Genomic DNA, 24,375 nt, shown 5'->3' with positions numbered 1-24,375 from the left:
TATCACGAGGTCGGATCGAGCCCCAGCAGGGCCTTTGCCTCGGTGAAGCAGGCATCCGCCAGCGCCGAGCGGGGGGCGCTGCGGCGCAGGATCAGGCCCAGGGGCGCGAGGGTGCGGGCGTCCTCTATGGGGGTTAGCGCCAGGTGCTCGGTGAAGTCATCGAGGCCGCTATCCAGGGGCATGATCGCGCAGCACAGGCCGGCGCTGACGGCCCGCAGCAGCTGGTGCACGGCGTCGGTTTCCAGGCGTGGCTGGGGTGACAGGCCGCGGCTGCGGAATCCGTGGTCGATGGATTGGCGGAAGTGCATGCCGCCCGACAGCAGGCCGAGCGGCAGGTCGATCAGGCTTTCCCAGGACAGCGCGGGGGCCTCGAAGCTGAAGTGGCGACGGTCGTGCAGCAGGCCCATGCGCGTCTTGGCCAGTTCCAGGCTCTCGAAGTGCTCACGGTCGAGGCGGTCCAGGTAGGACAGGCCCAGGTCCAGCTGGTTGCGTGCCAGGCCTTCGAGAATCTGCTCGGAGCTCAAGGAGAACAATTGGAAGCGCAGGCTCGGGTGCTCGCTGGAGAACGCCTCCACCAGGCGCATCGGATCGAAGCCGGCCAGCGGCACCACGCCCAGGCGCAGGGTACCCACCAGTTGGCCGCGGCAGGCAGCCGCCTCGGCATAGAGGCCGTCGTGGGCCGCCAGCAGGGTGCGCGCCCAGGCCAGCACGCGCAGGCCGGCATCGGTGAAGCCCTCGAAGCGCTGGCTGCGAATCACCAGTTCCAGGCCGAGCTCTTCCTCCAGACTGCGCAGGCGCATGGACAGCGTCGGCTGGGTCACGTGGCAGCGCGCCGCGGCTTGGCCGAAGTGGCGGGTTTCCTCCAGCGCGATGAGGAACTTCAGTTGCTTGATGTCCATGGCGTTTCCTCTCGGCGTGCGGATGCCGGTTCAGAGTCCCAGGATCAGTGAGCGGTAGCTGTCCACCGCGGCGAATTCCTCGGTGTCCTTCGGGCCCTTGCGGCTGTCCGGCTCGCGCACGGCCAGCAGTTGCGCGACGCCATACTGCCGGGCGCTGCGCAGGATCGGCAGGCTGTCGTCGATGAACAGGCTGCGCGCGGGATCGAAGCCGAAGTCCTGCTGCAGGGCCTGCCAGAACTGCTGGTCTTCCTTGGGGAAGCCGTAGTCGTGGGAGCTGATCAGGCGATCGAACCAGGGCGCCAGTTCGACCCGCTCCATCTTCAGCGACAGCGAGTCGCGATGGGCGTTGGTGATCAGCGCCACGCGCTTGCCGGTGCGGCGCAGGGCAGCGAGAAAGAGGTCGGCATCCGGGCGCAGTGCGATCAGGTGGGCCACTTCGCGCTTGAGGTCGCGGATCGACAGCTTGAGTTCGCGGCTCCAGAAGTCCGTGCAGTACCAGTTGAGTTGGCCAGCGTTGTCACGGAACAGCGGCAGCAGTTCGGCGTCGGCCAGTGCGCGGCTGATGCCGTGGTGCTCGGCATAGCGCTGCGGCAAGTACTCCATCCAGAAGTGATTGTCGAAGTGCAGGTCGAGCAGGGTGCCGTCCATATCGAGCAGCACGGTGTCGATCTCGGTCCAGGGCAGTAGGGGCATGGGCGGTGTCGGTCGATTTCGAGGGGGTGTCGCCATTGCATCGCTGGTCGTCGCTGGCATGCAATCTCCAGCGGGGACATTGGGCAAAGGCGGGGTATGATAACCCGCCGGTCATGCCAAGGAGTCCGCTATGCGTCAGAAGCCCACGGTGCTCGCTCGCGAAATTGTCGCCAGCAGCCGCCTGTTCCGTGTCGAGGAGCTGCAGTTGCGATTCGCCAATGGCGTTGAGCGCACCTACGAGCGTCTGGTGGGCAAGGGCTCCGGCTACGGCGCGGTGATGGTGGTGGCCATGGTCGATGCCGAGCACGTGTTGCTGGTGGAGGAGTACTGCGCCGGCACCGACGACTACCAGCTGTCCCTGCCCAAGGGACTGATCGAGCCGGGCGAGGACGTGCTTGCCGCCGCCAACCGCGAGCTCAAGGAGGAGGCCGGATTCGGTGCCCGCCAGATGGAGCACCTCACCGAGCTCTCGCTGTCCCCTGGCTACATGAGCCAGAAGATCCAGGTGGTCCTGGCCCGCGATCTCTATGAAGAGCGCCTGCCGGGCGACGAGCCCGAGCCGCTGCGGGTGGACCGTATCAGCCTGCGCGAGCTTTCGAGCCTCGCCCAGCACCAGCAGTTCAGCGAAGGACGCGCCCTGGCGGCGCTCTACCTGACCCGCGATATCCTGACCCAGCGTGGGGAGTACCCATCGTGAGCCATCCCTTGCTTCCCGCAGTAATCGACCTGGTTTGCCAGGCGGGCGATGTCATCCTGCCTTACTGGCGTGGCGAACTGGATGTGATCGAAAAGGCCGACGCCTCGCCCGTGACCGCCGCCGACCTGGCCGCGCACAAGCTGCTGGCCGCCGGACTGGCGGCGCTGGATGCGAGCATCCCGGTGCTTTCCGAGGAAGCTGCGGACATTCCCCTGGGCGAGCGTGCCAACTGGCAGCGCTGGTGGCTGGTGGACCCGCTGGATGGCACCAAGGAATTCATTGCCGGCAGCGAGGAGTTCACCGTCAACGTGGCCCTGGTGGAAGCCGGGCGGGTGGTGTTCGGCGTGGTCGGCATGCCGGTGGGCGGGCGCTGCTACTACGGTGGTGCCGGGTTGGGTGCCTGGTGCCTGGATGTCGATGAGGACCCCCACGAGATCAGCGTGCGCATCGCCCCTGACGAGGCTTTTACCGTGGTCGCCAGCAAGCGCCATTCGAGCCCGGCCCAGGAGCGCCTGCTGGCCGGCCTGAACGAACGCTTCGGTGACCTGGCGCTGGCCAGTATCGGCAGCTCGCTGAAGTTCTGCCTGCTGGCCGAAGGCTCCGCCGACTGTTATCCGCGTCTGGCGCCCACCAGCCAGTGGGACACCGCAGCCGCCCAGGGCGTGCTCGAAGGCGCCGGCGGCGAGGTGCTGGACCTGGCCGGTGAAGCCTTGACCTACGAGGCCCGCGAGCACTTCCTCAATCCTTCCTTCCTGGCCCTGCCGGTCGCCGCCGAGTGGCGGGCGGAGCTGATCCAGCTGGCGCGGGCGCTGGACTGAGCAACGAGCAACGAAAAAAGGGCCCCGAGGGGCCCTTTTTCATGGTTGGCATTTCGCGTCAGTCCAGCATGTCGGCGAAGCGTTCGTCCTTCTTGTACAGCAGCGGCTTGGCGAAGCCGGGCACCTGGATGCCCTGGCTGCTCAGTTCGATCAGCTGTTCGTCGATCAGGTCATTGCCGAAGTTGTAGATGATGTCGAACTCGCCGAGGCGGGCGCGGCGATCGTATTCCTCAGCGTTGGCGCGGGTCTGCTCGCGTTTCGCGCTGTAGGCAGCGAAGGCGGCATCGCCGTGGCGCTTGCGCAGCATCTTCTCCGCCAGGCGTGGCGAGATGACCACGCCCGTGGCGTTATTGCCGCCGAAGCCCTTGGAGTTGATGAAACAGACGTCCATCTGGCGTTCGCCCAGAGGCAGGTCGCGGGTTTCGATGGCAAGGTGCTGGCGGTGCACATCGTCGGCGACCCGGTCGATGGTCTTGATGCCCGGCAGGATGCCGTACTTGAAGGTGCCCAGGGCGGCGATCACCTGGTCGCCGCTGGCGGTGGCCAGGGAGTGGCCGACGTAGGCCTTGACCGCGGCAACCGGCCACTCCTTGATGCCGAAGGCGCCGGCGACGCGGTCCAGCAGTTCGGATTCGGTGACGCGGTTGGCCGGGGTGCTGGAACCATGGGCGTGGACGAAGCTGCGCTCGCGCACGCCGTCGGCGCCGATCAGCTGGGTGGCGGCGGCCACCGCCTTGGCCAGGGTCAGGTAATTGCCCGGGCCGGGGGCGGAGATGGATTTCTTGAACCCGTCGGCATTGATGAACACGTCGGTCACCGCGCCGTGGATGTCGGCGCCCAGCTCCAGGGCCAGGGCGTCATCCATCAGCACCACGTACTGGCTGGACTCGGCGAGGGTGAAGCCGCAGTTCTCGCCGAAGGGGCGGCTGGCACGGTGGAAGTCCACTTCCTCGCGGCCGCCGACCTGGCGCAGGCCGTCCTCGGTGGCCAGGGCACCCATGGCGCCGTAGCCGTCGATGCACTCCTGGTTGATCGGTGCTTCGGCGTTGCCCACCAGGGCCACGCGGGCGCGGCCGGAGTTGATGAGTTCGATGCCCTTCTGCAGGTTGTAGAGGAAGGTGGCGCAGGCGCCGGTAACGCTGCCGGTGGTGCCGACGCTGCCCAGCACATAGGCGTTGATGAAGTCGGCCGGCATGGTGTTCAGGCCAAGCGGGCACTGCTTGGCGGTGACGCGGCCGCCCTTGAGGCGCGACTGCATCATGCCGCCGAAGCCGTTTTCGTCCAGCTGGCTCATGATGCTGCCGGAGAACACGGCGATCTCGTCGGGTTGCACGCGGTCGACGATGGCCTTCCAGGGCAGGCCGATGGAGCGGATGGCGTCGGTGGCGGCGACCACCGACATCTGCAGGCCGCGCGGGTGGAAGCGCGAGTTGTACAGCTCACCCGGCTCGAAACCGCTGGGCAGTTGGCCGGCGGACTTCACCGGCAGCTCGCGGTAGCTGTCGACCTTGAAGTCGCAATTGCCGTGGATGGCCACGCGCACTTCGCCGTTGTCCAGGGTTTCCACCGACCAGTTGGCCGGCAGCGGCTCGGGCAGTTGCTTGCGCGACGTGGTGAAGCTGAGGGCCTGGCCGTCTCCCACCTGGGCGGTGAGGTTCTTCTGCCAGTGGGCGGCGTCCACGTCCAGGTGCTGTTTCTCGATGCGGCGCACCAGGGTGGAGTCGAGAATCTGCGCGGCGAAGCGGGCTTCGATCGCGGCGAGCGTCAGGGACTGGCCGTCGCCGTCGAGGTACTGGCCTTCGGCAACCGAGACCAACTTCATCATCACGGCGAGGCCTGCCAGGGTTTCCTGGCGTGCCTGGGCGTCCAGGGTCTCGATCACGATACGACGGAAGCCGTGGTGGAACGAGCTTCGCCCAGCCGCGTTATAGCCGCCAAAACCCACAATCACTGGAAGTCGGGACATCTCTCGAAAACTCCTCAAAAAGACCATCTCATGCCGGCGGGCGGGCTTGGCGGCGGGTTGCCGCTCCAGGGTGGCGGCTTTGTGCAGCGTCAAGCATCGCGGGCCAGGTGGCATGAGCCAGGTGGCAGCTCGAATTTAACGGGATGTCTACCTGACGAGGGGTATGACTATCAAGTCACGCCTTTGGTCATTCGGCGGAATGATTGGGGAGATGTTGCAAGGGAGTGAGGACTCTGTGGGGGCGATTTCAATCGCTGGGCAGACCGCAGGTCTGCCCTTCGGACATTCAAGGGTCAGCTGCGCTGCCCTTAGCGAATGAATTCGCCCCCACAGGAGCATGGCATGCTCGTGCCTGTCGCTCAGCGGTACTGGATCCCCGCTGCGCTGGTGCTGACGCTGGTGCCGGCCTGGCCAAGGGCGATGGCTTCGATGTCCTTCAGCGCACCGATCACCGCGGGCTTGCCGGTCTTCTGGGCGAATTCGCTGGCGGCCTGCACCTTCGGCCCCATGGAGCCGGCGGCGAAGCCGAGGCGTTCCAGTTCGTCCGGGTGGGCCTGGGCGATGGCCTTCTGAGTCGGCTTGCCCCAGTCGATGAAGGCCGCCTCGACGTCGGTGGCGATCACCAGCAGGTCGGCTTCCAACTGCTCGGCCAGCAGGGCGGAACAGAGGTCCTTGTCGATCACCGCCTCGACGCCGGAGAGCTTCTTGCCCGACGCGTCATACATGGTCGGGATGCCGCCGCCGCCGGCGCAGATCACCACCGTGCCCTTCTCCAGCAGCCATTTCACCGGGCGGATCTCGAAGATGCGCTTGGGCCGTGGACTGGCCACGACACGGCGGAACTTGTCGCCATCGGGGGCGATGCTCCAGCCCTTTTCCTTGGCCAGGCGCTCGGCTTCTTCCTTGGGATAGACCGGGCCGATGGGCTTGGTGGGCTTCTGGAAGGCCGGGTCCGACGGGTCCACCTCGACCTGGGTCAGGATGGTGGCGAAGGGCACTTCGAAGGGCAGCAGGTTGCCCAGCTCCTGTTCGATCATGTAGCCGATCATGCCCTCCGTCTCGGCCCCGAGGACGTCCAGCGGATAGGGGTTCTTGGCGTCATAGGCGGCACCCTGCAGGGCCAGCAGGCCCACCTGCGGGCCGTTGCCGTGGGCGATCACCAGTTCGTTGCCTGGCGCCACCTTGGCGATCTGTTCGCAGGCGATGCGCACATTCTCCCGCTGATTCTCCGCGGTCATGGCCTCGCCACGGCGCAGCAGCGCGTTGCCGCCCAATGCGATGACGATTCGCATAGTGATTTCCTCCTGAGGGGTGGAATGCGTCCCGGACCGGCGAACGCGTCGCGGTCCGGGGCGTATCGGGACTTACATGTCGGCGAGGGTCGAAACGAGGATCGCCTTGATGGTGTGCATGCGGTTTTCCGCCTGCTCGAAGGCGATGTTGTACGGGGACTCGAAGACGTCTTCGGTGACTTCAATGCCGTTCTTCAGGTTCGGGTACTGCTCGGCGATCTGCTTGCCGACCTTGGTTTCGCTGTTGTGGAAGGCGGGCAGGCAGTGCATGAACTTCACCCGCGGATTGCCAGCGGCCTTCATCATGTCCATGTTGACCTGATAAGGCAGCAGTTCCTTGATGCGCTCGCCCCAGGCCTCCACCGGCTCGCCCATGGAGACCCAGACGTCGGTGTGGATGAAGTCCACGCCCTTGACCGCTTCCTTGGCGTCTTCGGTGAGGGTGATGCGGGCGCCGCTTTCCTCGGCGAATTTCTTGCAGGCGGCGACGTGTTCGTCACTCGGCCACAGGGCCTTCGGTGCGGCGATGCGGACGTCCATGCCGAGCTTGGCGCCGATCAGCAGCAGGGAGTTGCCCATGTTGTTGCGGGCGTCGCCCAGGTAGGCGTAGCTGATCTCGTGCAGCGGCTTGTCGCTGTGCTCGCGCATGGTCAGCACGTCGGCGAGCATCTGGGTCGGGTGGTACTCGTCGGTCAGGCCGTTGAACACCGGCACGCCGGCGTACTTGGCCAGGTCTTCGACGATTTCCTGCTTGAAGCCGCGGTACTCGATGGCGTCGTACATGCGGCCGAGCACGCGGGCGGTGTCCTTCATGCTCTCCTTGTGGCCGATCTGCGAGGAGGTGGGGTCGATGTAGGTGACGTTGGCGCCCTGGTCGTAGGCGGCCACCTCGAAGGCGCAACGGGTGCGGGTGGAGGACTTCTCGAAGATCAGGGCGATGTTGTTGCCCTTGAGGTGCTGTTGCTCGGTGCCGCTGTACTTGGCGCGTTTCAGGTCGCGGGAGAGGTCCAGCAGGTAACGCAGCTCACGAGTGCTGTGGTGCATCAGGCTGAGCAGGTTACGGTTGTGCATGTTGAAGGCCATGATTCTTTCTCCTTGTGGGTAACTTGAAATCAGGCTCCGTCAGAACAGCTTGTGGCTGGCGGGGCAGGCGGCTCCGGGTGGGGAGCCGCCAGGAGTGTCAACTCAGTAATCGATCGGGTCGCGCAGGATCGGGCAGGTCATGCAGTGACCGCCGCCACGGCCGCGGCCCAGTTCGCTGGCGCTGATGGTGACCACCTCGACGCCAGCCTTGCGCAGCAGGGTGTTGGTGTAGGTGTTGCGGTCATAGCCGACCACCACGCCGGGCTCCAGGCAGACCACGTTGTTGCCGTCGTCCCACTGCTCGCGCTCGGCCTCGAAGGCGTCGCCACCGGTTTGCACCACGCGCAGTTGCTTGAGGTTGAGGGCCTCGGCGACCACCGAGATGAAGTCCTTCTCTTCGCGGCGGATGTCGATGCCGTAGGGACGGCTTTCATCCGGGCGCAGCACGAAGGGCACGATTTCCTTGACCACTTCCGGGAAGACGGTGACCAGGTCGCGGTCGCAGAAGGTGAAGACGGTGTCCAGGTGCATGGCGGCGCGGGACTTCGGCAGGCCAGCGACTACCACTTTCTGCACGGCGCCTTTGGCGAACAGCGATTGCGCCAGTTGGCCGATGGCCTGGCGGGAAGTGCGCTCGCCCATGCCGATCAGCACCACACCGTTGCCGATGGGCATCACGTCGCCACCCTCGAGGGTGGACATGCCGTGGTCCTTGTCCGGATCGCCGTACCAGACCTCGAACTCGGCCTCGGTGAAGGTCGGGTGGAACTTGTAGATGGCGCTGGCCAGCAGGGTTTCCTGGCGACGGGCCGGCCAGTACATGGGGTTGAGGGTCACGCCGCCGTAGATCCAGCAGGTGGTGTCGCGGGTGAACTGGGTGTTGGGCAGCGGTGGCAGGATGAAGCTGGAGTGGCCCAGGTAGTCGCGGTACATCTTGATGGCGCTGACGCCTTCACTCTCCGGCAGGTCGGAACCGGCGACGCCGCCGATGAGGAACTCGGCGATCTTGCGCGGCTCCAGGCCTTCGATCCAGGAGCGGACTTCATTGACCAGGCCGACGCCGACCTGGTTATTGGTGATCTTGCGATCGAGGATCCATTTCAGCGCTTCCTTGTTCTGCACGATGTCGGTGAGCAGGTTGTGCATTTCCAGGACATCGATGCCGCGCTCGCGCATCTTGGTGACGAAGTCGAAGTGGTCGCGCTTGGCCTGGTTGACCCAGATGACGTCGTCGAACAGCAGCTCGTCGCAGTTGTTGGGGGTCAGGCGCATGTGCGCGAGCCCCGGCGAGCAGACCATTACCTTATGCAGTTTGCCGGCTTCCGAATGAACGCCGAGTTTGACTTTGGACATGGCAGGTCTCCTTACGAGTTACAGGGTCAGGAAGCCGTCGTAGAGCCCGTAGGCCGCCACGATCGCGCCGATGACCACGGCTGCGAAGATCAGCTTCTCGACATTGGTGAACACCGGCTGGCCAACTTCCCGTTTGGCCTTGGCGAACAGAATCACGCCCGGTGCGTAGAGCAGGGCAGAGAGCAGCAGGTACTTCACGCCGCCGGCATAGAGCAGCCAGACGGCATAGATCAGCGCGATGGCGGCGATGACCAGGTCCTTGTTGCGGTCGGAGGCATCCTGCTCGTAGCCCTCGCCGCGCAGGGGCAGCAGCACCGCGTAGGCAGCGGACCAGAGGTAGGGCACCAGGATCATCGAGGTCGCCAGGTAGATCAGCGACAGGTAGGTGCTGGAGCTGAACAGGGTGATGATCAGGAACAGCTGCACCATGGCGTTGGTCAGCCAGAGGGCGTTGGCCGGAACCTGGTTGGCGTTCTCCTTGCGGATGAAGGCCGGCATGGTGTGGTCCTTGGCCGCGGCGAAGAGGATCTCGGCGCAGAGCAGTACCCAGGAAAGCAGGGCGCCGATAAGGGAGATGACCAGGCCGACGCTGATCAGCACGGCGCCCCAGCTGCCGACCACATGCTCGAGCACGGCCGCCATGGAGGGGTTCTGCAGCTTGGCCAGTTCCGGCTGGGTCATGATGCCGAGGGACAGCACGTTCACCAGCACCAGGATCAGCAGCACGATGACGAAGCCGAGCACGGTGGCCTTGCCCACATCGCTTCGCTTCTCGGCGCGGGCGGAGAAGATGCTCGCGCCCTCGATGCCGATGAACACCCAGACGGTGACCAGCATCATGTTGCGCACCTGGTTCATCACACTGCCCAGCTCGATGTTTTTCGAACCCCAGATGTCAGCGGTGAAGATGTCCAGCTTGAAGGCGAACAGGCAGATGAGGATGAACAGGACCAGCGGCACGATCTTGGCGACGGTGGTCACCATGTTGATGAAGGTCGCTTCCTTGATCCCGCGCAGGACCAGGAAGTGCACGGCCCAGAGGACGATCGAGGCGCCGATGATGGCCGCCAGCGTGTTGCCCTCGCCGAAGATCGGGAAGAAATAGCCCAGGGTGCTGAACAGCAGCACGAAGTAGCCGACGTTGCCCAGCCAGGCACTGATCCAGTAGCCCCAGGCCGATGAGAAACCCATGTAGTCGCCGAAACCCGCCTTGGCGTAGGCGTATACCCCGCCGTCGAGGTTTGGCTTGCGATTGGCCAGAGTCTGGAAGACGAATGCCAGGGTGAGCATGCCCACCGCGGTAATGCCCCAGCCAATGAGAATGGCGCCGACATCCGCGCTGGCCGCCATATTCTGCGGTAACGAGAAAATGCCCCCGCCCACCATCGAGCCGACTACCAGCGCAACCAGGGCGCCAAGCCGAAGTTTGTCGGAAGAATCTGACATCGTGCACCTCCATTTGGAGTAGGAACTGTGCTTATTGAGCGCCTGATTGTTCTTACGGCGTTCTGATCCAGATCAATAGCTGGCTAATGAGTCATACGGACAATTTCCTTACTGTCGTAGAGGGAGGGATTACTGCAGATCGCCGCCCAAAGGGAGCAAGATAGAGCGTTTGGCTAGCCATCCAGGGCAGCGCCTAATACACACTAGTCGGTTTTCTAGGGGCTTCAAGTTGCAACTTCCCGGCCCTGCTTCCTATGACGCATCCCCATAATCCTTGGACGAAATGACCGATTTGTGTCGGACATTTCGCTATTTAAGTGACGTTTTTCAGTAGGAAAGTTTTTAAAAATCAGGCAGTAAAAAGCCCGTTCAAAACCCGGCAACTTCCCCTCGAACGACACCCGTTCGTCCGATATCCGAAACATGAATTTGAATCCCGTAGGGTGCGCCGCGCGCACCGCCAATCGGGCGCGGTATATCGGTGCGCGCAGCGCACCCTACGCCTGGGGCAACTCCGCAGTAACCGTAGGATGGGTGGAGCGGAGCGATACCCATCGGCATGGGTGATGGGCATCGCGTTGCTCGCGGAACACCGCCCGACCCCTCCTACGGGGCTGGTGGAAATCGCTTCGCGGTTTCCACCCTACGCGGGAGCTCGCGAGCGTCTCGTGCTTTCCACGGGCATGAAAAAGCCCGGCGCGAGAGCCGGGCTTCGGGCTTCCGGCGGGTAGCCGGGAGGAGCCTCGGGCGTTTGGCCCGATGGCGATCTGGGGAGGAGCCCCTGGCTGGCTTGTGACCGCTTCGGGGGAGGTTCGGCGCCTGGGCTCCGGGCCTCTGGTCCCTGCACACCGCAGGGGCTGTGCAGACAGGAGCAAGCTCTGTGCCATTGGTGTGCGAGCGCTCTATTACGGGCCTTGCGTCCCTGCGCTCGCATGCCTCTAAGCGGTTTCTTGCCGATCAATCCTGCTCATCGGCGGGATTTCCGCCACTGAAGCTGAGGTTGTGCTTGCGCAGTTTGTCCGAAAGGGTCTTGCGCGGCAGGCCGAGGGCTTCGGCCACGCTGCGCAGCGAGCCATGGGGCCGGGTCAGCTCGGCGGCGATCAGGGCGCGCTCGAAGGCTTCCACCTGCTCGCTGAGGCCGCCGGCCACCTGGGGCAGGTCCACCGGCGTATTGTCCAGCGCCAGATCCAGGCCCAGGGCGAAGCGCTCCGCGGCATTCTGCAGTTCGCGCACATTGCCCGGCCACGTGTGGGTCAGGAGCAGGGCGCGCTGGTTGCTGTCGAGGCTGCGCGCGGCCATCCCGTGGCGGCCGCTGGCAGCCTCGGCGAAGTGCTGGAACAGCAGCAGGGCGTCTTCGCCACGTTCGCGCAACGGCGGGATGCGCAGGCTGGCGACATTCAGCCGGTAGTAGAGGTCGGCGCGGAAGCGGCCCTGGTCGGCGGCCTGGCGCAGGTCTTCCTTGGTCGCGGCGATCACGCGGATATCCAGCGGGATCAGCTGATTGGCGCCGAGGCGCTCGACCGCCCGCTCCTGCAGCAGGCGCAGCAGCTTGACCTGGACATCCAGGCTCATGCTCTCGATCTCGTCGAGGAACAGAGTGCCGCCATTCGCGAACTCGAACTTGCCGATGCGGCGTTTCTGCGCGCCGGTGAAGGCGCCCTGCTCGTGGCCGAACAGCTCGCTCTCCACCACCGACTCGGCCAGGGCACCGGCATTGATGGCGACGAAGGGGCCGTCCCGGCGCGCCGACAGGTCGTGCAGCGCACGGGCCACCACTTCCTTGCCGGCACCGGTTTCGCCAAGGATGAGGACATCGGCGTTGGTGGCAGCGAGGGCACCTATCTGTTCACGCAGGCGCCGCATGGCCGGCGACTGGCCGACCAGGCGGCCGCTGAGCTGCTGGCGGTCGGAGAGGGCCAGGCGCAGGCTGCGGTTTTCCAGCACCAGGCGGCGCAGGTCGAGGGCGCGGTGCACGCTGTCCAGCAGCTGGTCGCTGGGGAAGGGTTTTTCCAGGAAGTCATAGGCGCCGGCGCGCATGGCCTGCACTGCCAGGGGCACATCGCCGTGGCCGGTGATCAGCAGCACCGGCAGGTCGGGGTCGCGTTCGCGCAACTGGCCGAGCAGCTCCAGGCCGTCGATGCCCGGCATGCGGATATCGGTGACCACCACGCCCGGCCAGTCCTTGCCGACCCACTCCGCCACCCCTTGGGCGTCGCCCAGGGCCTGCACCTTGAGGCCGGCCAGGTCGAGGGTCTGGCTGAGGGCCTGGCGCAGGTGCGGGTCGTCGTCGATCAGCAGCACCTGGGTGTGGGCATCAAGGGCGTTGGTCATGCAGAGAGGTCCTCGGGAGGCTGTGGAATGACGCCGGGGGCGCCGTTGCGCAGGCGCAGGGTCAGCAGGGCGCCACCCTCCGGGTGGTTGGCGAGCAGCAGCTCGCCGTCCAGGGCGCGCATCAGGCTATCGCAGATGGCCAGGCCAAGGCCAAGGCCCTGGGCGCTGGTCTTGGTGGTGAAGAAAGGTTCGCGGGCATGGCGCAGGGCGTCCTCGGAGAAGCCGGGGCCGTTGTCGCGCAGGTGCAGGTCGACGCCGTCGGCGCTGGTTTCGGTGCTGAGCCAGATGCGCCTCGGCTGGGCCTTTTCGGCCAGGGCGTCGAGGGCATTGGCGAGCAGGTTGCCGAGCACCTGGCGCAGGCGGGTTTCGCCGGCCTGGACCCAGAGCGGCGCGTCCGGCAGGTCGCGGATCAACTCTACGTCCATGGCCCGGCGGCGCTTGGCCAGCAGCGCCAGGGCATCCTCCAGGGCGGGCTGCAGGGCGACGCTTTCCGGGGCATGGCGATCGCGGCGGGCGAAGGCGCGCAGGTGGGCGATGATCGACGCCATGCGCCCGGTCAGTTCGCTGATCTGGCGCAGGTTGCCGCGGGCGTCGTCGAGGCGCTCGTGGTCCAGCAGTACGCCGGCGTTGTCGGCGTAGCTGCGGATGGCCGCCAGGGGTTGGTTCAGTTCGTGGCTGATGCTCGCCGACATGGTGCCCAGGGCCGACAGCTTGCTGGCCTGTACCAGTTCGTCCTGGGCGCGTACCAGTTCCTGCTGGGCCTGTTCACGCTCCAGTACTTCGTCCTTGAGTCGGCTGTTCAGTGCTTCGAGGTCCTGGGTGCGTTCCTGCACGCGCAATTCCAGCTCGTGACGGGCGCGGGCGTCGAGGGCAATGCGGTCGAGGTAATGACGGCGCCGCTGCATCATCAGGCCGAGCAGCAGCAGCAGGGTGAGGAGGGTGGCGCCGCCGATGGCCACGGTGGTAGTCACCTGGCGGTCGATCAGCTGGCGCGGAGCGAGGATGCTGGCGGTCAGGCCAGTCTCCTTGAGTTCGCGGCTCTGGGTGAGCCAGGCCTTGTCGACCAGCTTCAGCGGTGGCGGCGATTGCGTCGGGTATGGCTGGTTGGCGGCGATGGCGGCGCGTTCGGCATTGTCCAGCGGGCGGGTGGCATGGAAGCGCCAGTCGCTGCGCGAGGAAATGATCACCACGCCATTGGCGTCGGTCACCATGAGCTGCTCCGGGGTATTGCCCCAGAGGGTTTCAGCGTCGTCCAGGTCTACCTTGACCACCAGAATGCCGATGATCCGCGCGCCGTCGCGCACCGGGCTGGCGAAGAAGTAGCCACGCTTGCGCGACGTGGTGCCGAGGCCGAAGAAGCGCCCCTGCTTGCCGGCCAGGGCCTCACGGAAATAAGGGCGGAAGGGGAAACTGCGGCCGACGAAGCTGTCGGGCTGATCCCAGTTGGAGGAGCTGAGGGTCAGGCCGGCGGGGCTCATCAGATAGATCACGTCGGCGCCGGTTTCCAGCCGGACTTCGGCCAGCAGGCGGTTGGCCTCGGCCTGGAGGCCGGCGCTCTGCGGCTGGGCCAGCAGGGTGCGCAGGGGCGGCAGGTCGGCGAGGATGGGCGGCAGCACCTCGTAGCGGCGTAGCGTGCCCAGCAGGTTGGCGACGTAGAGGTCGAGGGTCTGGCGATTCTGCTCGGCCAGGGACTCGCTGTAGTAGCGCTCGCTGAAGTGCTGCAGCGGCCAGAGCAGCGGCGCCAGCAGCAACGCCAGCAGCACCAGGCTGCGCCAGCGTGGGCGATGGGGAGTGGGGGTGGTGGTCATGCTGTCACTGTGCGCCGGTCGATGAGGCGCATTATGGCATCAGACTTAGCGGTCAGGAGCGAGGAGGCCGCGGCGCGGGAAATCGTAGGAGCCAGCTTGCTGGCGAAGGTTCGCGAGCAAGCTCGCTCCTACGGGAGCTAGTGTGTCGCCCAGGCACTCGGCCAAGCCCACGTTGATGGGTATCGCTCCGCTCCACCCATCCTACACAGCTGACCCGTAGGATGGGTGGAGCCTGCGATACCCATCGAACCCGCGTGATGGATATCGCCCCGCTCGCGGAACTCCGCCAGCCCCTCTGTCCCCGGATTGCATCCGGGCTACACAGCTGACCCGTAGGATGGGTGGAGCCTGCGATACCCATCGATCCCGCGTGATGGGTATCGCTCCGCTCGCGGAACTCTGCCAGCGCCTCTGTCCCCGGATTGCATCCGGGCTACACACCTGACTCGTAGGATGGGTGGAGCCTGCGATACCCATCGATCCCGCGTGATGGGTATCGCCCCGCTCGCGGAACTCCGCCGGCGCCTCTGTCCCCGGATTGCATCCGGGCTACACACCTGACTCGTAGGATGGGTGGAGCCTGCGATACCCATCGATCCCGCGTGATGGGTATCGCCCCGCTCGCGGAACGCCGCCCGCCCCTCTGTCCCCGGATTGCATCCGGGCTACACAGCTGACTCGTAGGATGGGTAGAGCCTGCGATACCCATCGATCCCGCGTGATGGGTATCGCCCCGCTCGCGGAACGCCGCCCGACCCATCCACGAACTGGTGCGCGCGGCGCAGCCTACCGCGTCAGCGCGGTTGCCGCAGGCACTCCGCCAGGGCGCTGCGCCAGTCCGGCAGGGTCACCTGCCAGTCGCGGGCCAGCTTGCTGCCATCCATACGCGAATTGAGCGGCCGCTTCGCGGGCGTCGGATAGTCGCTGGAAGGGATCGGCAGCAGCCGCGCACAGGGCTTGCCTTCGGCCCGCAGTTGCTCGCCGATGGCGCTGGCGAAGCCGAACCAGGAGGTTTCCCCCTGGTTGGTCAGGTGGTAGACGCCCCAGTTGCGATTGCCCGCCTGCCACTTCTCCACCAGTTGGGCAGTGGCCTGGGCGATGCTGCCCGCCCAGGTCGGCGCGCCGACCTGGTCGTCCACCACGCGCAACTCCTCACGTTCTTGCAGCAGGCGCTGCATGGTCAGCAGGAAGTTGCGCCCGTGCAGGGAATAGACCCAGCTGGTACGCAGGATCAGGTGCGCGCCGCCGACGGCCTGGATCGCCTGTTCGCCGGCGAGCTTGCTGCGGCCGTAGGCGCCGAGGGGATTGGTCGGGTCATCTTCGCGGTAGGGAGCCGGCTTGTCGCCGTCATAGACGTAGTCGGTGGAGTAGTGGAACAGCGGGATGCCGAGCGCGGCCGCTTCTTCCGCAAGTACACCGGGAGCAGTGGCATTGATGGCGAAGGCAGCTTCGGGCTCGCTTTCCGCCTGGTCCACCGCCGTGTAGGCGGCGGCGTTGATCAGCAGGTCGGGCGACTGGGCGCGGATCTGCTGGCGGATAAGCTCGGGCTGCGCCAGATCGAGTCGATCACGCCCCAGGGCGACCACCTCGGCCTTGCCGGCGAGGATCAGCTGGAGCTCGCGCGCGACCTGCCCGTGGTTGCCAGTGATGAGGACCTTCATGGGAACAGGTCCGCATCCTTGAGGGCAACGCCTGCCTGGTCCTTGGCGGACAGGATCGGGGCCCCGGTCAACGGCCAGTCGATCGCCAGGTCCGGGTCATCCCAGCGGATGCAGCGCTCGTGACGGGGTGCGTAGTAATTGGTGGTCATGTAGAGGAACTCGGCCGTCTCGCTGAGTACCAGGAAGCCATGTGCGAAGCCTTCGGGCACCCACATCTGAAGCTTGTTCTCGGCTGACAGATAGGCTCCGGTCCATTGGCCGAAGGTGGGCGAACTGCGACGGATATCCACCGCCACGTCAAAGACCTCGCCCTGCACCACGCGCACCAGCTTGCCCTGAGCCTGTTGCACCTGATAGTGCAGGCCACGCAGCACACCGCGCTGGGAGCTCGAATGGTTGTCCTGAACGAAATCCGGCTTCAGGCCAGTGAGCTCCTCGAACACGCGCGCGTTGTAGCTCTCATAGAAAAATCCGCGCTCATCGCCGAAGACCCTGGGCTCCAGGATCAATACGTCCGGCAGTTCGGTTGCAATAACTTTCATGCGTGTTCACCTGCAAGTTTGAATAAGTACTGGCCATAACCGGTCTTGCCGAAGGCCTTGGCCTGGGCCAGCAACTTATCCTTGTCGATCCAGCCGTTCTGAAAGGCAATTTCTTCGAGGCAGGCCACCTTGAGCCCCTGACGATGTTCGATGGTCTGCACGTACTGGGAGGCTTCCAGCAGGCTGTCGTGGGTGCCGGTATCCAGCCAGGCGAAACCACGGCCAAAGCGCTCGACGCGCAGGTCGCCGCGCTTGAGGTAGGCATTGTTGACATCGGTGATCTCCAACTCGCCCCGGGCGGACGGTTTCACGGCCTTGGCGATCCGGATCACGTCGTTGTCGTAGAAGTACAGGCCAGTTACCGCATAGCTGGACTTGGGCTGCTTGGGCTTCTCTTCGATGGAGACGGCTCGACCTTCGCTGTCGAAGTCGATCACACCAAAGCGCTCCGGGTCGTTCACCCAGTAGCCGAAAACAGTCGCCCCGCTCGGATGGCTGGTCGCGCGCTTGAGCTTCTCGGTGAAGTGCTGGCCGTGGAAGATGTTGTCGCCGAGGATCAGGCACACCGAATCCTGGCCAATGAACTCTTCGCCAATCAGGAAAGCCTGCGCCAGGCCGTCCGGCGACGGTTGCACGGCAAAGGTGAATCGGACTCCGAACTGGCTGCCATCGCCCAGCAAGTCGCGGTACTGCGGCAGGTCATGCGGGGTAGAGATCACCAGGATTTCGCGAATGCCGGCGAGCATCAACACCGAGATCGGGTAGTAGATCATCGGTTTGTCATAGATCGGCAGCAGCTGCTTGGATACGCCCAGGGTGATCGGGTGCAGGCGAGTACCGGAGCCTCCGGCAAGGATGATCCCTTTCATACGGAAGCTCCCAGTCGTTCGCGCTGGTAGCTGCCGTCCTGTACTCGGCGACACCATTCGAGGTTGTCCAGATACCACTGCACGGTCTTGCGCAGACCGGTGGCAAAGGTCTCTTGTGGCACCCAGCTCAATTCGCGCTCGATCTTCCCGGCGTCGATGGCGTAGCGCAGGTCATGGCCCGGGCGGTCCTTCACAAAGGTGATCAGCTGTTCGAAATGCTCGATGCCTGTGGGTTTCTTCGGCGCCAGCTCTTCCAGCAGGGCGCAGATACCACGCACCACATCGAGGTTCTTCTGTTCATTGTGGCCGCCGATGTTGTAGGTCTCGCCGACCTTGCCGTGCGTCACCACTTCCAGCAGGGCACGGGCATGATCCTCGACGAACAGCCAGTCGCGGACCTGCTGACCATCGCCATAGACCGGCAGCGGCTTGCCTTCCAGGGCATTGAGGATCATCAGCGGAATCAGCTTCTCGGGGAAGTGATAGGGGCCGTAGTTGTTCGAGCAATTGGTCAGCAGCACGGGCAGGCCATAGGTGCGATGCCAGGCACGGACCAGGTGGTCGGACGCCGCCTTGCTGGCCGAGTAGGGCGAGCTGGGCGCGTAGGGCGTGGTTTCGGTGAAGAGGTCGTCGACGCCGTGCAGGTCGCCATACACCTCGTCGGTGGAGATGTGGTGGAAACGGAATGCGGCCTTGCGTTCGGCGTCCAGGCCAAGCCAGTAGGCGCGCACGCTTTCCAGCAGGCTGTAGGTGCCGACGATATTGGTCTGGATAAAGGCGGCCGGTCCGTCGATGGAGCGATCGACATGGGATTCCGCTGCCAGGTGCATCACCGCGTCCGGCTGGAAGCGCGCCAGGGCAGCGCCCACGGCCTCACTGTCAGCGATGTCAGCCTGGAGAAACTGATAGCGCGGGTTGTCTGCCACGGTTGCCAGCGACTCGAGGTTACCGGCATAGGTCAGCTTGTCCAGGTTGAGGATGTCGTGGCTGGTATGCGTGAGCACGTGGCGGATCAGCGCCGAGCCAATGAAACCGGCTCCGCCAGTGACCAGAATTCGCATGTCTATTCCCCGAATTTGAAGATGATCGGCATCTAGTGTGGGCTCGCATCTAACCTTGCGGGCGAGCCGGTTGTAAATGCGGGAATTCTACCCCCTGTCTGGGCCAGCCGTTGCATAGAACGCACCGACATGGCCAAAACCTGCCGTGGGAAATGGGCTACTTGCTGGCTGAGACAACCTGGGCCTTGAGTGGGTAATCGTTGACGGCAACTTGCCATCACATTGACCCCCATGGCAGAGTCCGTAGGAAGCGATGAGTAGGAATTTTCCTATGCATCAATCAGCAACGGTGGGCGGGGATACGGCAGCCCACGAATGCTGATGAAGGCCCTGTCCGATTGGCGTCAGCTCTGGTCGGCAGGAGGACTCCAACAGGGAACGTGTGGGGTGAGCGTGGAAGTGAATCAGATTCAGGTTATTGCAGTGACCAGCGGCAAGGGTGGCGTCGGCAAGACCCAAGTGTCGACCAATCTGGCGATCGCGCTGGCGAGAAGGGGGCGCAGAGTCGCGCTGCTGGACGCTGACCTGTCATTGGCCAACGTCGATATCGCCTTGGGCCTGAATGCCAAATTCAGTTCCGCTGACGTTTTTGCTGGCAGGTGCAATCTCGCAGAGATTGTCGAAATCGGGCCGGCAGCCATTCAGGTGGTGCCGTCGGCTTCCGGCGGGGCGCAAACCAGCTCCACCGAGCTTGCGGGGCTCATTCACGCTTTCAGTGAGATCGCCAACGACCTGGATGTACTGGTCATCGACACGGCCAGCGGCATAGACCAGTCAGTCATCAACTTCGCGGTTGCTGCCCGGGAAGTCCTGGTCGTGGTGTGCGATGAACCCACGTCGGTCGCCAACGCATACGCCCTTATTCGGCTGCTTCATCTCTCTCACGGCGTAAGCCGCTTTCACCTGCTCGCAAACATGACGCGTACGCCGGAGGAAGGGCCCTACCTGTACAAGAAAATGCTCAAGCTCACAGAGCGGTCTCTCGACGTGGCCCTGCATTACCTGGGCGCCGTACCTTACGACGAGCAATTGCATGCCGCAGTCCGCAAACAGCGTGCCGTTGTCGAAGAATTCCCCCGATCGAAAAGCGCAATCGCCTTCAAGAAAATCGCCAATCGGGTCTACGGCTGGCCCTTGCCAGATACGCCAACGGGCAACCTGGAGTTCTTTCTCGAAACGCTGCTGTGAGCGAGGCGCCCATGGCACCGTGCAAGACCGCCCGCCTGCTCCCCTCTCCCTCTGGGGCGAGTAGGCACGCATTTGGAGGCACTGCCTCCAGTGCCTACGAGCGACTGAACGCTATGCGTTCAGGCCGGGGGGCGGGGCCGAGGCTGGGGCGGGCTGCGTTCGTATCAGTGAAGCCGGTCCCCGCTCGGAGCGCCCGTAGGGTGGGCTTCAGCCCACCAACCGAGGTCAGCGTGGGCTAAAGACGAGCGCCGCCCGGCCCATCGGGAATGAGGCGAAGGTGCGGTTCCACACCTCGTAGGGCGGACAGCGCTTTTTTTGCGTGTGTGGGCGAATTCATTTGAACGTGGGAAACCACGTCCTGAGTCACCGGCTCTGCCTGTGACGACTCAAGTTGTCTGGCTAGAGCGACGGAGTTGACCAGGTAGGGTGTGCCGTGCGCACCAGCGGTTGAGCGTCGGGCAGGGGCCGATTCGGCTAAAACGGAGCGCCGCCCGGCCCACCGGGAATGAGGCGGAAGTGCGGATCCGCACGTCGTAGGGCGGACAGCGCTTTTTTGTGGGGGCGAATTCATTCGCTAACCGGACCGCAGGTTCGGCCTGCAATACCCCAGGGGGCAACTGCGCTGCCCTATGCGATTGAAATCGCCCCCACAAGTCGAGACGTGGCGCCTATCGCTATGGTTGAGAATTCATTCGTGAAAACCGAGGCCCATGGTTGGGATATCCCCGGGTGCTAGCCGGGCTCCTGGCTACCAGCAGGACTTTTACGAGGCATCCACCTCGGGCTCGCCGGCTTGCTCGACCTGGCCAGGCGACCAGAACCGGCGCAAGACCAGCGTGCAGCCAATGCCGCTCAGCACGCCCAGCACGTTGGCCACGATGTCGGCCAGGGATGCCGTGCGCAGGGGCAGCAGTTCCTGCCCCAGCTCGACGCCCACGGACACCAGGAAGGGCCACAGGAACAGCCACGGCAACCGGGTACGTGGAAAGGCCAGCCAGGCGCTCAGCGTGAGGCAGGCAAAACCCACCCAATGGTGCAGCTTGTCCTGGTTTTCGAAGGCCTCGGGCACCGGATCGCTGCGCAGGCCGGCAAGCAGGATCACCAGCAGCACGGCGCAGAAACCCAGGCGCGCGAGACGGGTGGTCCAGACAGGGTTCATTCCACCACCTTGTCGAAGTTGTTGTGGAACAAGTCGATGTTGCGTCCCTCGGTCAGGGAGTAGAGCGAGTAGCTGCGGCCCAGGGAGGCACCACCGTCACGGGTCAGCGGCGTCCATGCCAGGTTGGCCCGGCGCATGGTGGAGCTGGCCATCAGCTCGTCGAAGGGAATAGAGAAGTAGATGCCCTTGCTGAAACTACCTTCACCGTACTCATCCTGGGTGACGTTTGTGAGAGTCACGAAACCACCGAAGCGCACACCATTGCGGAACTCCCGCGAGAGGTCGACCGTAAAGCCGTAGTCCCGGGCCAGGTAGCGGCCCACGCTGACAGCGGCGAGGATGTCCTCGAAGGGCAAGCGGTAGTAGCCGGTCACATGGCCAGTCATCACGTTGTAGTCGCGCAGGCCGAAGTCCTGCTCGAAGTCGCGCTGTTGCACCCAGTTCCAGTTACCACCAATGGCCCAGCGCTCGCCCATCGGGCGATACAGCAGTTCGCCGCCCACACCCGCGAACATCGATTCCAGGTAGCCGCCATAGACCATGCCGTAGAGGTCCTCGTCCAGCTGACGTGCCTTGTTCAGCTGGAAGGTGGGCATGGTCACATCCGAGGTGGTCATGTACTCGCGCAGGAAGGTGCGCACCCGCGGCAGGTTGCTCGGCGCGGTGTATTTGAAGTCGTCGAAGTTGTTCACCAGGTTCCCGCTGAGCATGCCGTTCCACCAGAGGTCACGCTGGAAGCGGTATTCGGCGGTCAGGTCGGCGGTGAACTGGTAGAGCAGGAAGCCATCCGGGCCGCCGACGTTCTGCTTGTAGCCCAGGCCCAGACCATAAGTGAACGGCGACAGCTCCTGAGCGAACAGCTCCTTTTCCTGGTGCGGCACCGGCGCATTCTGCTCGGTGGTGCGACGCAGGTCTTCCACTGGCCGATCCTTCAGGGCCACCTCGCGGAAGGTCTCGCGGGGCAGGCTGATTTCCTGTATTGGCACACCATTGCGGTTATCCACAACGGTGAACCAGTCGATCTCGTCGTTCACGCTGTTGTCGAGAATGCGTGCAGCGCGGCCCACCGCCTTGGGCTGGTGGAAGTAGCGGGTCTGCTCGCCATAGACGATCAGCTCCGAGTCGCGCTGGGCGATGCGTTCCACGCGGTAACCGGCATTCTTCTGCAGGCGTTGGGCCACGCCTGCCCATTTCACATCCTCAGGCGCCACCGTGGGCATACTCGCCTGCACCTTCTCGGCCGGCGGGTCGAAGGTCTTGGCCGGCGCCTTGCGGGTGGCGAAGTTGGTGTGCAGGGTGATGCCGAACATCGCGGTATTGCCGCGCTCCCAGGCAGCATGCAGGTCCACCGAGTCGCTGGCCTTGAACACCAGGCCCAGGTTGATGGGGGAGTCCTGAACCTGGTTGTTGTCCTGCGGCTCCTTCTGGTAGTCGTTGCCCTCGTACTCCAGCTTGATCGACAGGGGGTCCCACGGCGTTTGGTAGTTCACGCCACCGAAAAAGGACGGACTTCCACGGAAGTACTGGTTGGTGTTGACATCACCCGTCCCAGTAGCCCGGGGGCGTTCATCGAACTTATCGCCAAGGACGATGCTGACGGGGTTGTCGATATCCCCCCGATTGCCGATATAGCCCCAGGCCAGACCCAGGCTAAGGTCGAAATCGCCCAGGCGCTTGTTACCAACAAAGTATTCGCTGGAGAACAGGCCGGTACCACCCACGTCGCGACCGCCCAATGCCACTTCCGGTAGCCAGTGGCTCTCCTTGAGCAGGCGGACCTTGGCATCGATGGCCTTGTCCTTGTAGCTCTGGTCGCCACTGAGGCTTTCAGGGCCGTAATCCCGGTTGCTGATTGCTGTATAGCGGAAGGTGCCCTCCAGCCAGTCGAAGGGCTGGAAGGAGACGCTATAGCGGCTGTAAGGGTCAGTGCGGTTGGCGTTCACCGACAACTCGCCGGCAGGCGCCATGCGCGCAGTGGGCGTCTGCAGCAGGCCAACGCCACCGAAGTCATTCTGGGTATAGCGGGGTTCCGCCTGGGCACAGACAGTGCAGCCCAGCAACAGGCAGGGCAGGAAGTGGCGCTTCATCGGGCCACCTCCAGCGGCTGGGTGCCGATAAAGGCCGCAAACTCCGCATTCAGGTCCGGCGTCGGGTCTTCCATGCCGGCACCGCGCACCGGCACATAAATGCGTGCGCCAGGCGCCGGTGGCGGCGCCTCCTGGCGGTTCCACAGGGCAACGCCCTGGCGCTGCACCTGGCCATCAGGCTGGACCACGAAAAGCTCATCCGAGTCGGCCTCGGCATGCCGGGGGCAGGCCGCCAGGTAGCCCCGCGCGGGTTTGAACGGCTCGAAAGGCAAGCTGCACTCCGCCTGCACGGCGCCCTCCACCCGCACAAAGTCAGGTCTTGGCGGGTACAGCAGGCGGTCGCCGGCGCTGAGCACGGGGTTGTGCTCGCGGTTCAGCTCCACCCTCACCGGGTCGAGCACGGCCAGGCGGCGGCCAGTTACCGGCATCGCCTGCACCTTGTCGGTCAGGCGTCTGGCCAACTCGGCCAGGGCCGGGCGGTTATCCAGCAGCGCATTGCGCTCCAGGGCGGCCAGGTCGAACAGCACGCCGAGCTTCAGGCGTGTCTGCTTCTCGCGCAGCGGGCGATGCAGCCAGGCCGCGCCCAGCAGGTAGGCATTGGGGCTTACCTGTGCAGGCAGCAGCACATCATGGAGGCGTGTTTCTGACGTGATGGAATAGGGGCCGGGCTCGGCGGCATCACCCTCAACCGTTACGGTGGGGGCGGCGCTAGCGGCGCAAACGAACAGGGCGCTGCAAAGCAGCAACCAGGATGCGGGAAGACTCATTGTGCGTTCGGTTTCATCGGGCGCACCTGGATGATGCGCAAAGGCAGCTCGGGGGTTACATGCTGGACGCTGGCCAGGATGAAGCCGTCGGCGGGGTCCACCCAGTACTGGTTGCGGGCTGAAAAGCCCAGGCCGGGTATCTCGATGTGCTCATCGACGCGCAACAGCTCCAGGTCGCGGTCGAGGATGCGAACGGTCTCCAGGCCCTGCTTCTCGAAATGGCTGATCAGGCGGGCGCCCATCTGGTAGCGCCCGGCAAAATCCACCTGGCGCTCGGCGCGCAGGCCATCCGGGATGCGGTGCAGGCCGGTGCGAAAGGGCGATTCGCCTATAAAGTGCGTACCGTCCAGGTTGTCGTTGAAGCCCACGGAGCGGATGGCCAGGCCGTCCTTCATCATCAGCACCTGTTGGGTCGAGGCAAGCCAGAACTCCACCCCTTCCTGCAGGCGCACCAGTGCCATCACCGCCTCCCCGGTGGGGGCGGTGATCACGATCTGGTAATAGGGAACGGCATCGACCTGCTCGCGAGTCAGCTCCAGGGGCTCAGGCCCCTGCACGGCAGCCTTGAGAGTATCCAGGCTGGCCGTCATCAACGGGTTGCAGGCACTGAGTAGAGCGGCCAGGGGCAGCATGGCCAGGCGCGTTATCTTCACGT

General features: G+C 64.6%; 20 protein-coding genes. 3 read left to right on the top strand and 17 right to left on the bottom strand.

Annotated features, from left to right (window positions below):
* Positions 1-2: 2 nt before the first annotated feature.
* Positions 3-899 carry a LysR family transcriptional regulator gene (locus E8F11_RS24395; protein ID WP_280291485.1) on the bottom strand — a complete coding sequence of 299 codons (897 nt, stop codon included), beginning with the start codon at positions 897-899 and terminating at the stop codon, positions 3-5.
* A gap of 30 nt (positions 900-929) precedes the next feature.
* The gene (yrfG, locus tag E8F11_RS24390) at positions 930-1,592 is read right to left on the bottom strand and encodes a GMP/IMP nucleotidase (protein ID WP_280291484.1); all 663 of its coding nucleotides are present in this window, start codon (positions 1,590-1,592) and stop codon (positions 930-932) included.
* 130 nt (positions 1,593-1,722) lie between these two features.
* Between yrfG and nudE the strand changes: the two genes are divergently transcribed.
* Both nudE and cysQ read left to right on the top strand, forming a co-directional pair.
* The gene (gene nudE, locus E8F11_RS24385) at positions 1,723-2,289 is read left to right on the top strand and encodes an ADP compounds hydrolase NudE (RefSeq protein ID WP_280291483.1); all 567 of its coding nucleotides are present in this window, start codon (positions 1,723-1,725) and stop codon (positions 2,287-2,289) included.
* Positions 2,286-3,107: a 3'(2'),5'-bisphosphate nucleotidase CysQ gene (gene cysQ, locus E8F11_RS24380; protein WP_280291482.1), complete on the top strand. Its 822-nt coding sequence runs from the start codon at positions 2,286-2,288 to the stop codon at positions 3,105-3,107. The genes nudE and cysQ overlap by 4 nt, the downstream gene beginning before the upstream one ends.
* Before the next feature lie 58 nt (positions 3,108-3,165).
* Here the strand turns inward: cysQ and E8F11_RS24375 are convergent, their stop codons facing one another.
* From E8F11_RS24375 to rfbB, 11 genes are all read right to left on the bottom strand, one after another.
* Complete coding sequence (locus E8F11_RS24375) at positions 3,166-5,073, bottom strand: beta-ketoacyl synthase (RefSeq protein WP_280291481.1); 1,908 nt, start codon at positions 5,071-5,073, stop codon at positions 3,166-3,168.
* A gap of 359 nt (positions 5,074-5,432) precedes the next feature.
* Positions 5,433-6,365, bottom strand: a complete 933-nt coding sequence (gene arcC / locus E8F11_RS24370; protein WP_280291480.1) for a carbamate kinase — start codon at positions 6,363-6,365, stop codon at positions 5,433-5,435.
* 72 nt (positions 6,366-6,437) lie between these two features.
* Positions 6,438-7,448 carry an ornithine carbamoyltransferase gene (locus tag E8F11_RS24365; protein WP_280291479.1) on the bottom strand — a complete coding sequence of 337 codons (1,011 nt, stop codon included), beginning with the start codon at positions 7,446-7,448 and terminating at the stop codon, positions 6,438-6,440.
* A 102-nt stretch (positions 7,449-7,550) separates the two neighbouring features.
* Positions 7,551-8,801, bottom strand: coding sequence for an arginine deiminase (gene arcA, locus E8F11_RS24360; protein ID WP_280291478.1), 1,251 nt, complete (start codon positions 8,799-8,801; stop codon positions 7,551-7,553).
* A gap of 18 nt (positions 8,802-8,819) precedes the next feature.
* Positions 8,820-10,247, bottom strand: a complete 1,428-nt coding sequence (gene arcD / locus E8F11_RS24355; RefSeq protein WP_280291477.1) for an arginine-ornithine antiporter — start codon at positions 10,245-10,247, stop codon at positions 8,820-8,822.
* A 957-nt stretch (positions 10,248-11,204) separates the two neighbouring features.
* The gene (locus E8F11_RS24350) at positions 11,205-12,578 is read right to left on the bottom strand and encodes a sigma-54 dependent transcriptional regulator (RefSeq protein WP_280291476.1); all 1,374 of its coding nucleotides are present in this window, start codon (positions 12,576-12,578) and stop codon (positions 11,205-11,207) included.
* Entirely contained in the window at positions 12,575-14,386 is a 1,812-nt protein-coding gene (locus tag E8F11_RS24345; RefSeq protein ID WP_280291475.1) for an ATP-binding protein, read from the bottom strand. Before E8F11_RS24345 ends, E8F11_RS24350 begins: the two co-directional genes overlap by 4 nt.
* A gap of 794 nt (positions 14,387-15,180) precedes the next feature.
* A complete protein-coding gene (gene rfbD, locus E8F11_RS24340; RefSeq protein ID WP_280291474.1) occupies positions 15,181-16,047 on the bottom strand; it encodes a dTDP-4-dehydrorhamnose reductase in 867 nt (288 codons plus the stop codon).
* Positions 16,044-16,589, bottom strand: a complete 546-nt coding sequence (rfbC, locus tag E8F11_RS24335) for a dTDP-4-dehydrorhamnose 3,5-epimerase (RefSeq protein ID WP_280291473.1) — start codon at positions 16,587-16,589, stop codon at positions 16,044-16,046. Before rfbC ends, rfbD begins: the two co-directional genes overlap by 4 nt.
* Positions 16,586-17,458 carry a glucose-1-phosphate thymidylyltransferase RfbA gene (rfbA, locus tag E8F11_RS24330; RefSeq protein WP_280291472.1) on the bottom strand — a complete coding sequence of 291 codons (873 nt, stop codon included), beginning with the start codon at positions 17,456-17,458 and terminating at the stop codon, positions 16,586-16,588. The genes rfbC and rfbA overlap by 4 nt, the downstream gene beginning before the upstream one ends.
* Positions 17,455-18,519: a dTDP-glucose 4,6-dehydratase gene (gene rfbB, locus E8F11_RS24325; protein ID WP_280291471.1), complete on the bottom strand. Its 1,065-nt coding sequence runs from the start codon at positions 18,517-18,519 to the stop codon at positions 17,455-17,457. The genes rfbA and rfbB overlap by 4 nt, the downstream gene beginning before the upstream one ends.
* Before the next feature lie 393 nt (positions 18,520-18,912).
* On the opposite strand from rfbB, the gene E8F11_RS24320 reads away from it, so the two are divergent.
* On the top strand, positions 18,913-19,707 hold the full coding sequence (locus tag E8F11_RS24320) for a MinD/ParA family protein (RefSeq protein ID WP_280291553.1): 795 nt from the start codon (positions 18,913-18,915) through the stop codon (positions 19,705-19,707).
* A 763-nt stretch (positions 19,708-20,470) separates the two neighbouring features.
* On the opposite strand, the gene E8F11_RS24315 is transcribed toward E8F11_RS24320, so the two are convergent.
* From E8F11_RS24315 to E8F11_RS24300, 4 genes are read right to left on the bottom strand one after another with little or no spacing between them, the layout of a single operon-like run.
* Entirely contained in the window at positions 20,471-20,866 is a 396-nt protein-coding gene (locus E8F11_RS24315; protein ID WP_280291470.1) for a VanZ family protein, read from the bottom strand.
* Positions 20,863-22,953, bottom strand: a complete 2,091-nt coding sequence (locus tag E8F11_RS24310) for a YjbH domain-containing protein (RefSeq protein ID WP_280291469.1) — start codon at positions 22,951-22,953, stop codon at positions 20,863-20,865. Before E8F11_RS24310 ends, E8F11_RS24315 begins: the two co-directional genes overlap by 4 nt.
* Positions 22,950-23,720, bottom strand: coding sequence for a capsule biosynthesis GfcC family protein (locus E8F11_RS24305; RefSeq protein WP_280291468.1), 771 nt, complete (start codon positions 23,718-23,720; stop codon positions 22,950-22,952). The genes E8F11_RS24310 and E8F11_RS24305 overlap by 4 nt, the downstream gene beginning before the upstream one ends.
* Positions 23,717-24,373, bottom strand: a complete 657-nt coding sequence (locus E8F11_RS24300) for a YjbF family lipoprotein (protein WP_280291467.1) — start codon at positions 24,371-24,373, stop codon at positions 23,717-23,719. The genes E8F11_RS24305 and E8F11_RS24300 overlap by 4 nt, the downstream gene beginning before the upstream one ends.
* Between the last annotated feature and the right edge of the window lie 2 nt (positions 24,374-24,375).

Origin of the sequence: Pseudomonas sp. BN417 (assembly GCF_029871205.1) — a bacterium.
GTDB lineage: Bacteria > Pseudomonadota > Gammaproteobacteria > Pseudomonadales > Pseudomonadaceae > Metapseudomonas.
Note: the sequence above shows the minus strand (reverse complement) of the source record. Positions and strands in the feature narration are given on the sequence as shown.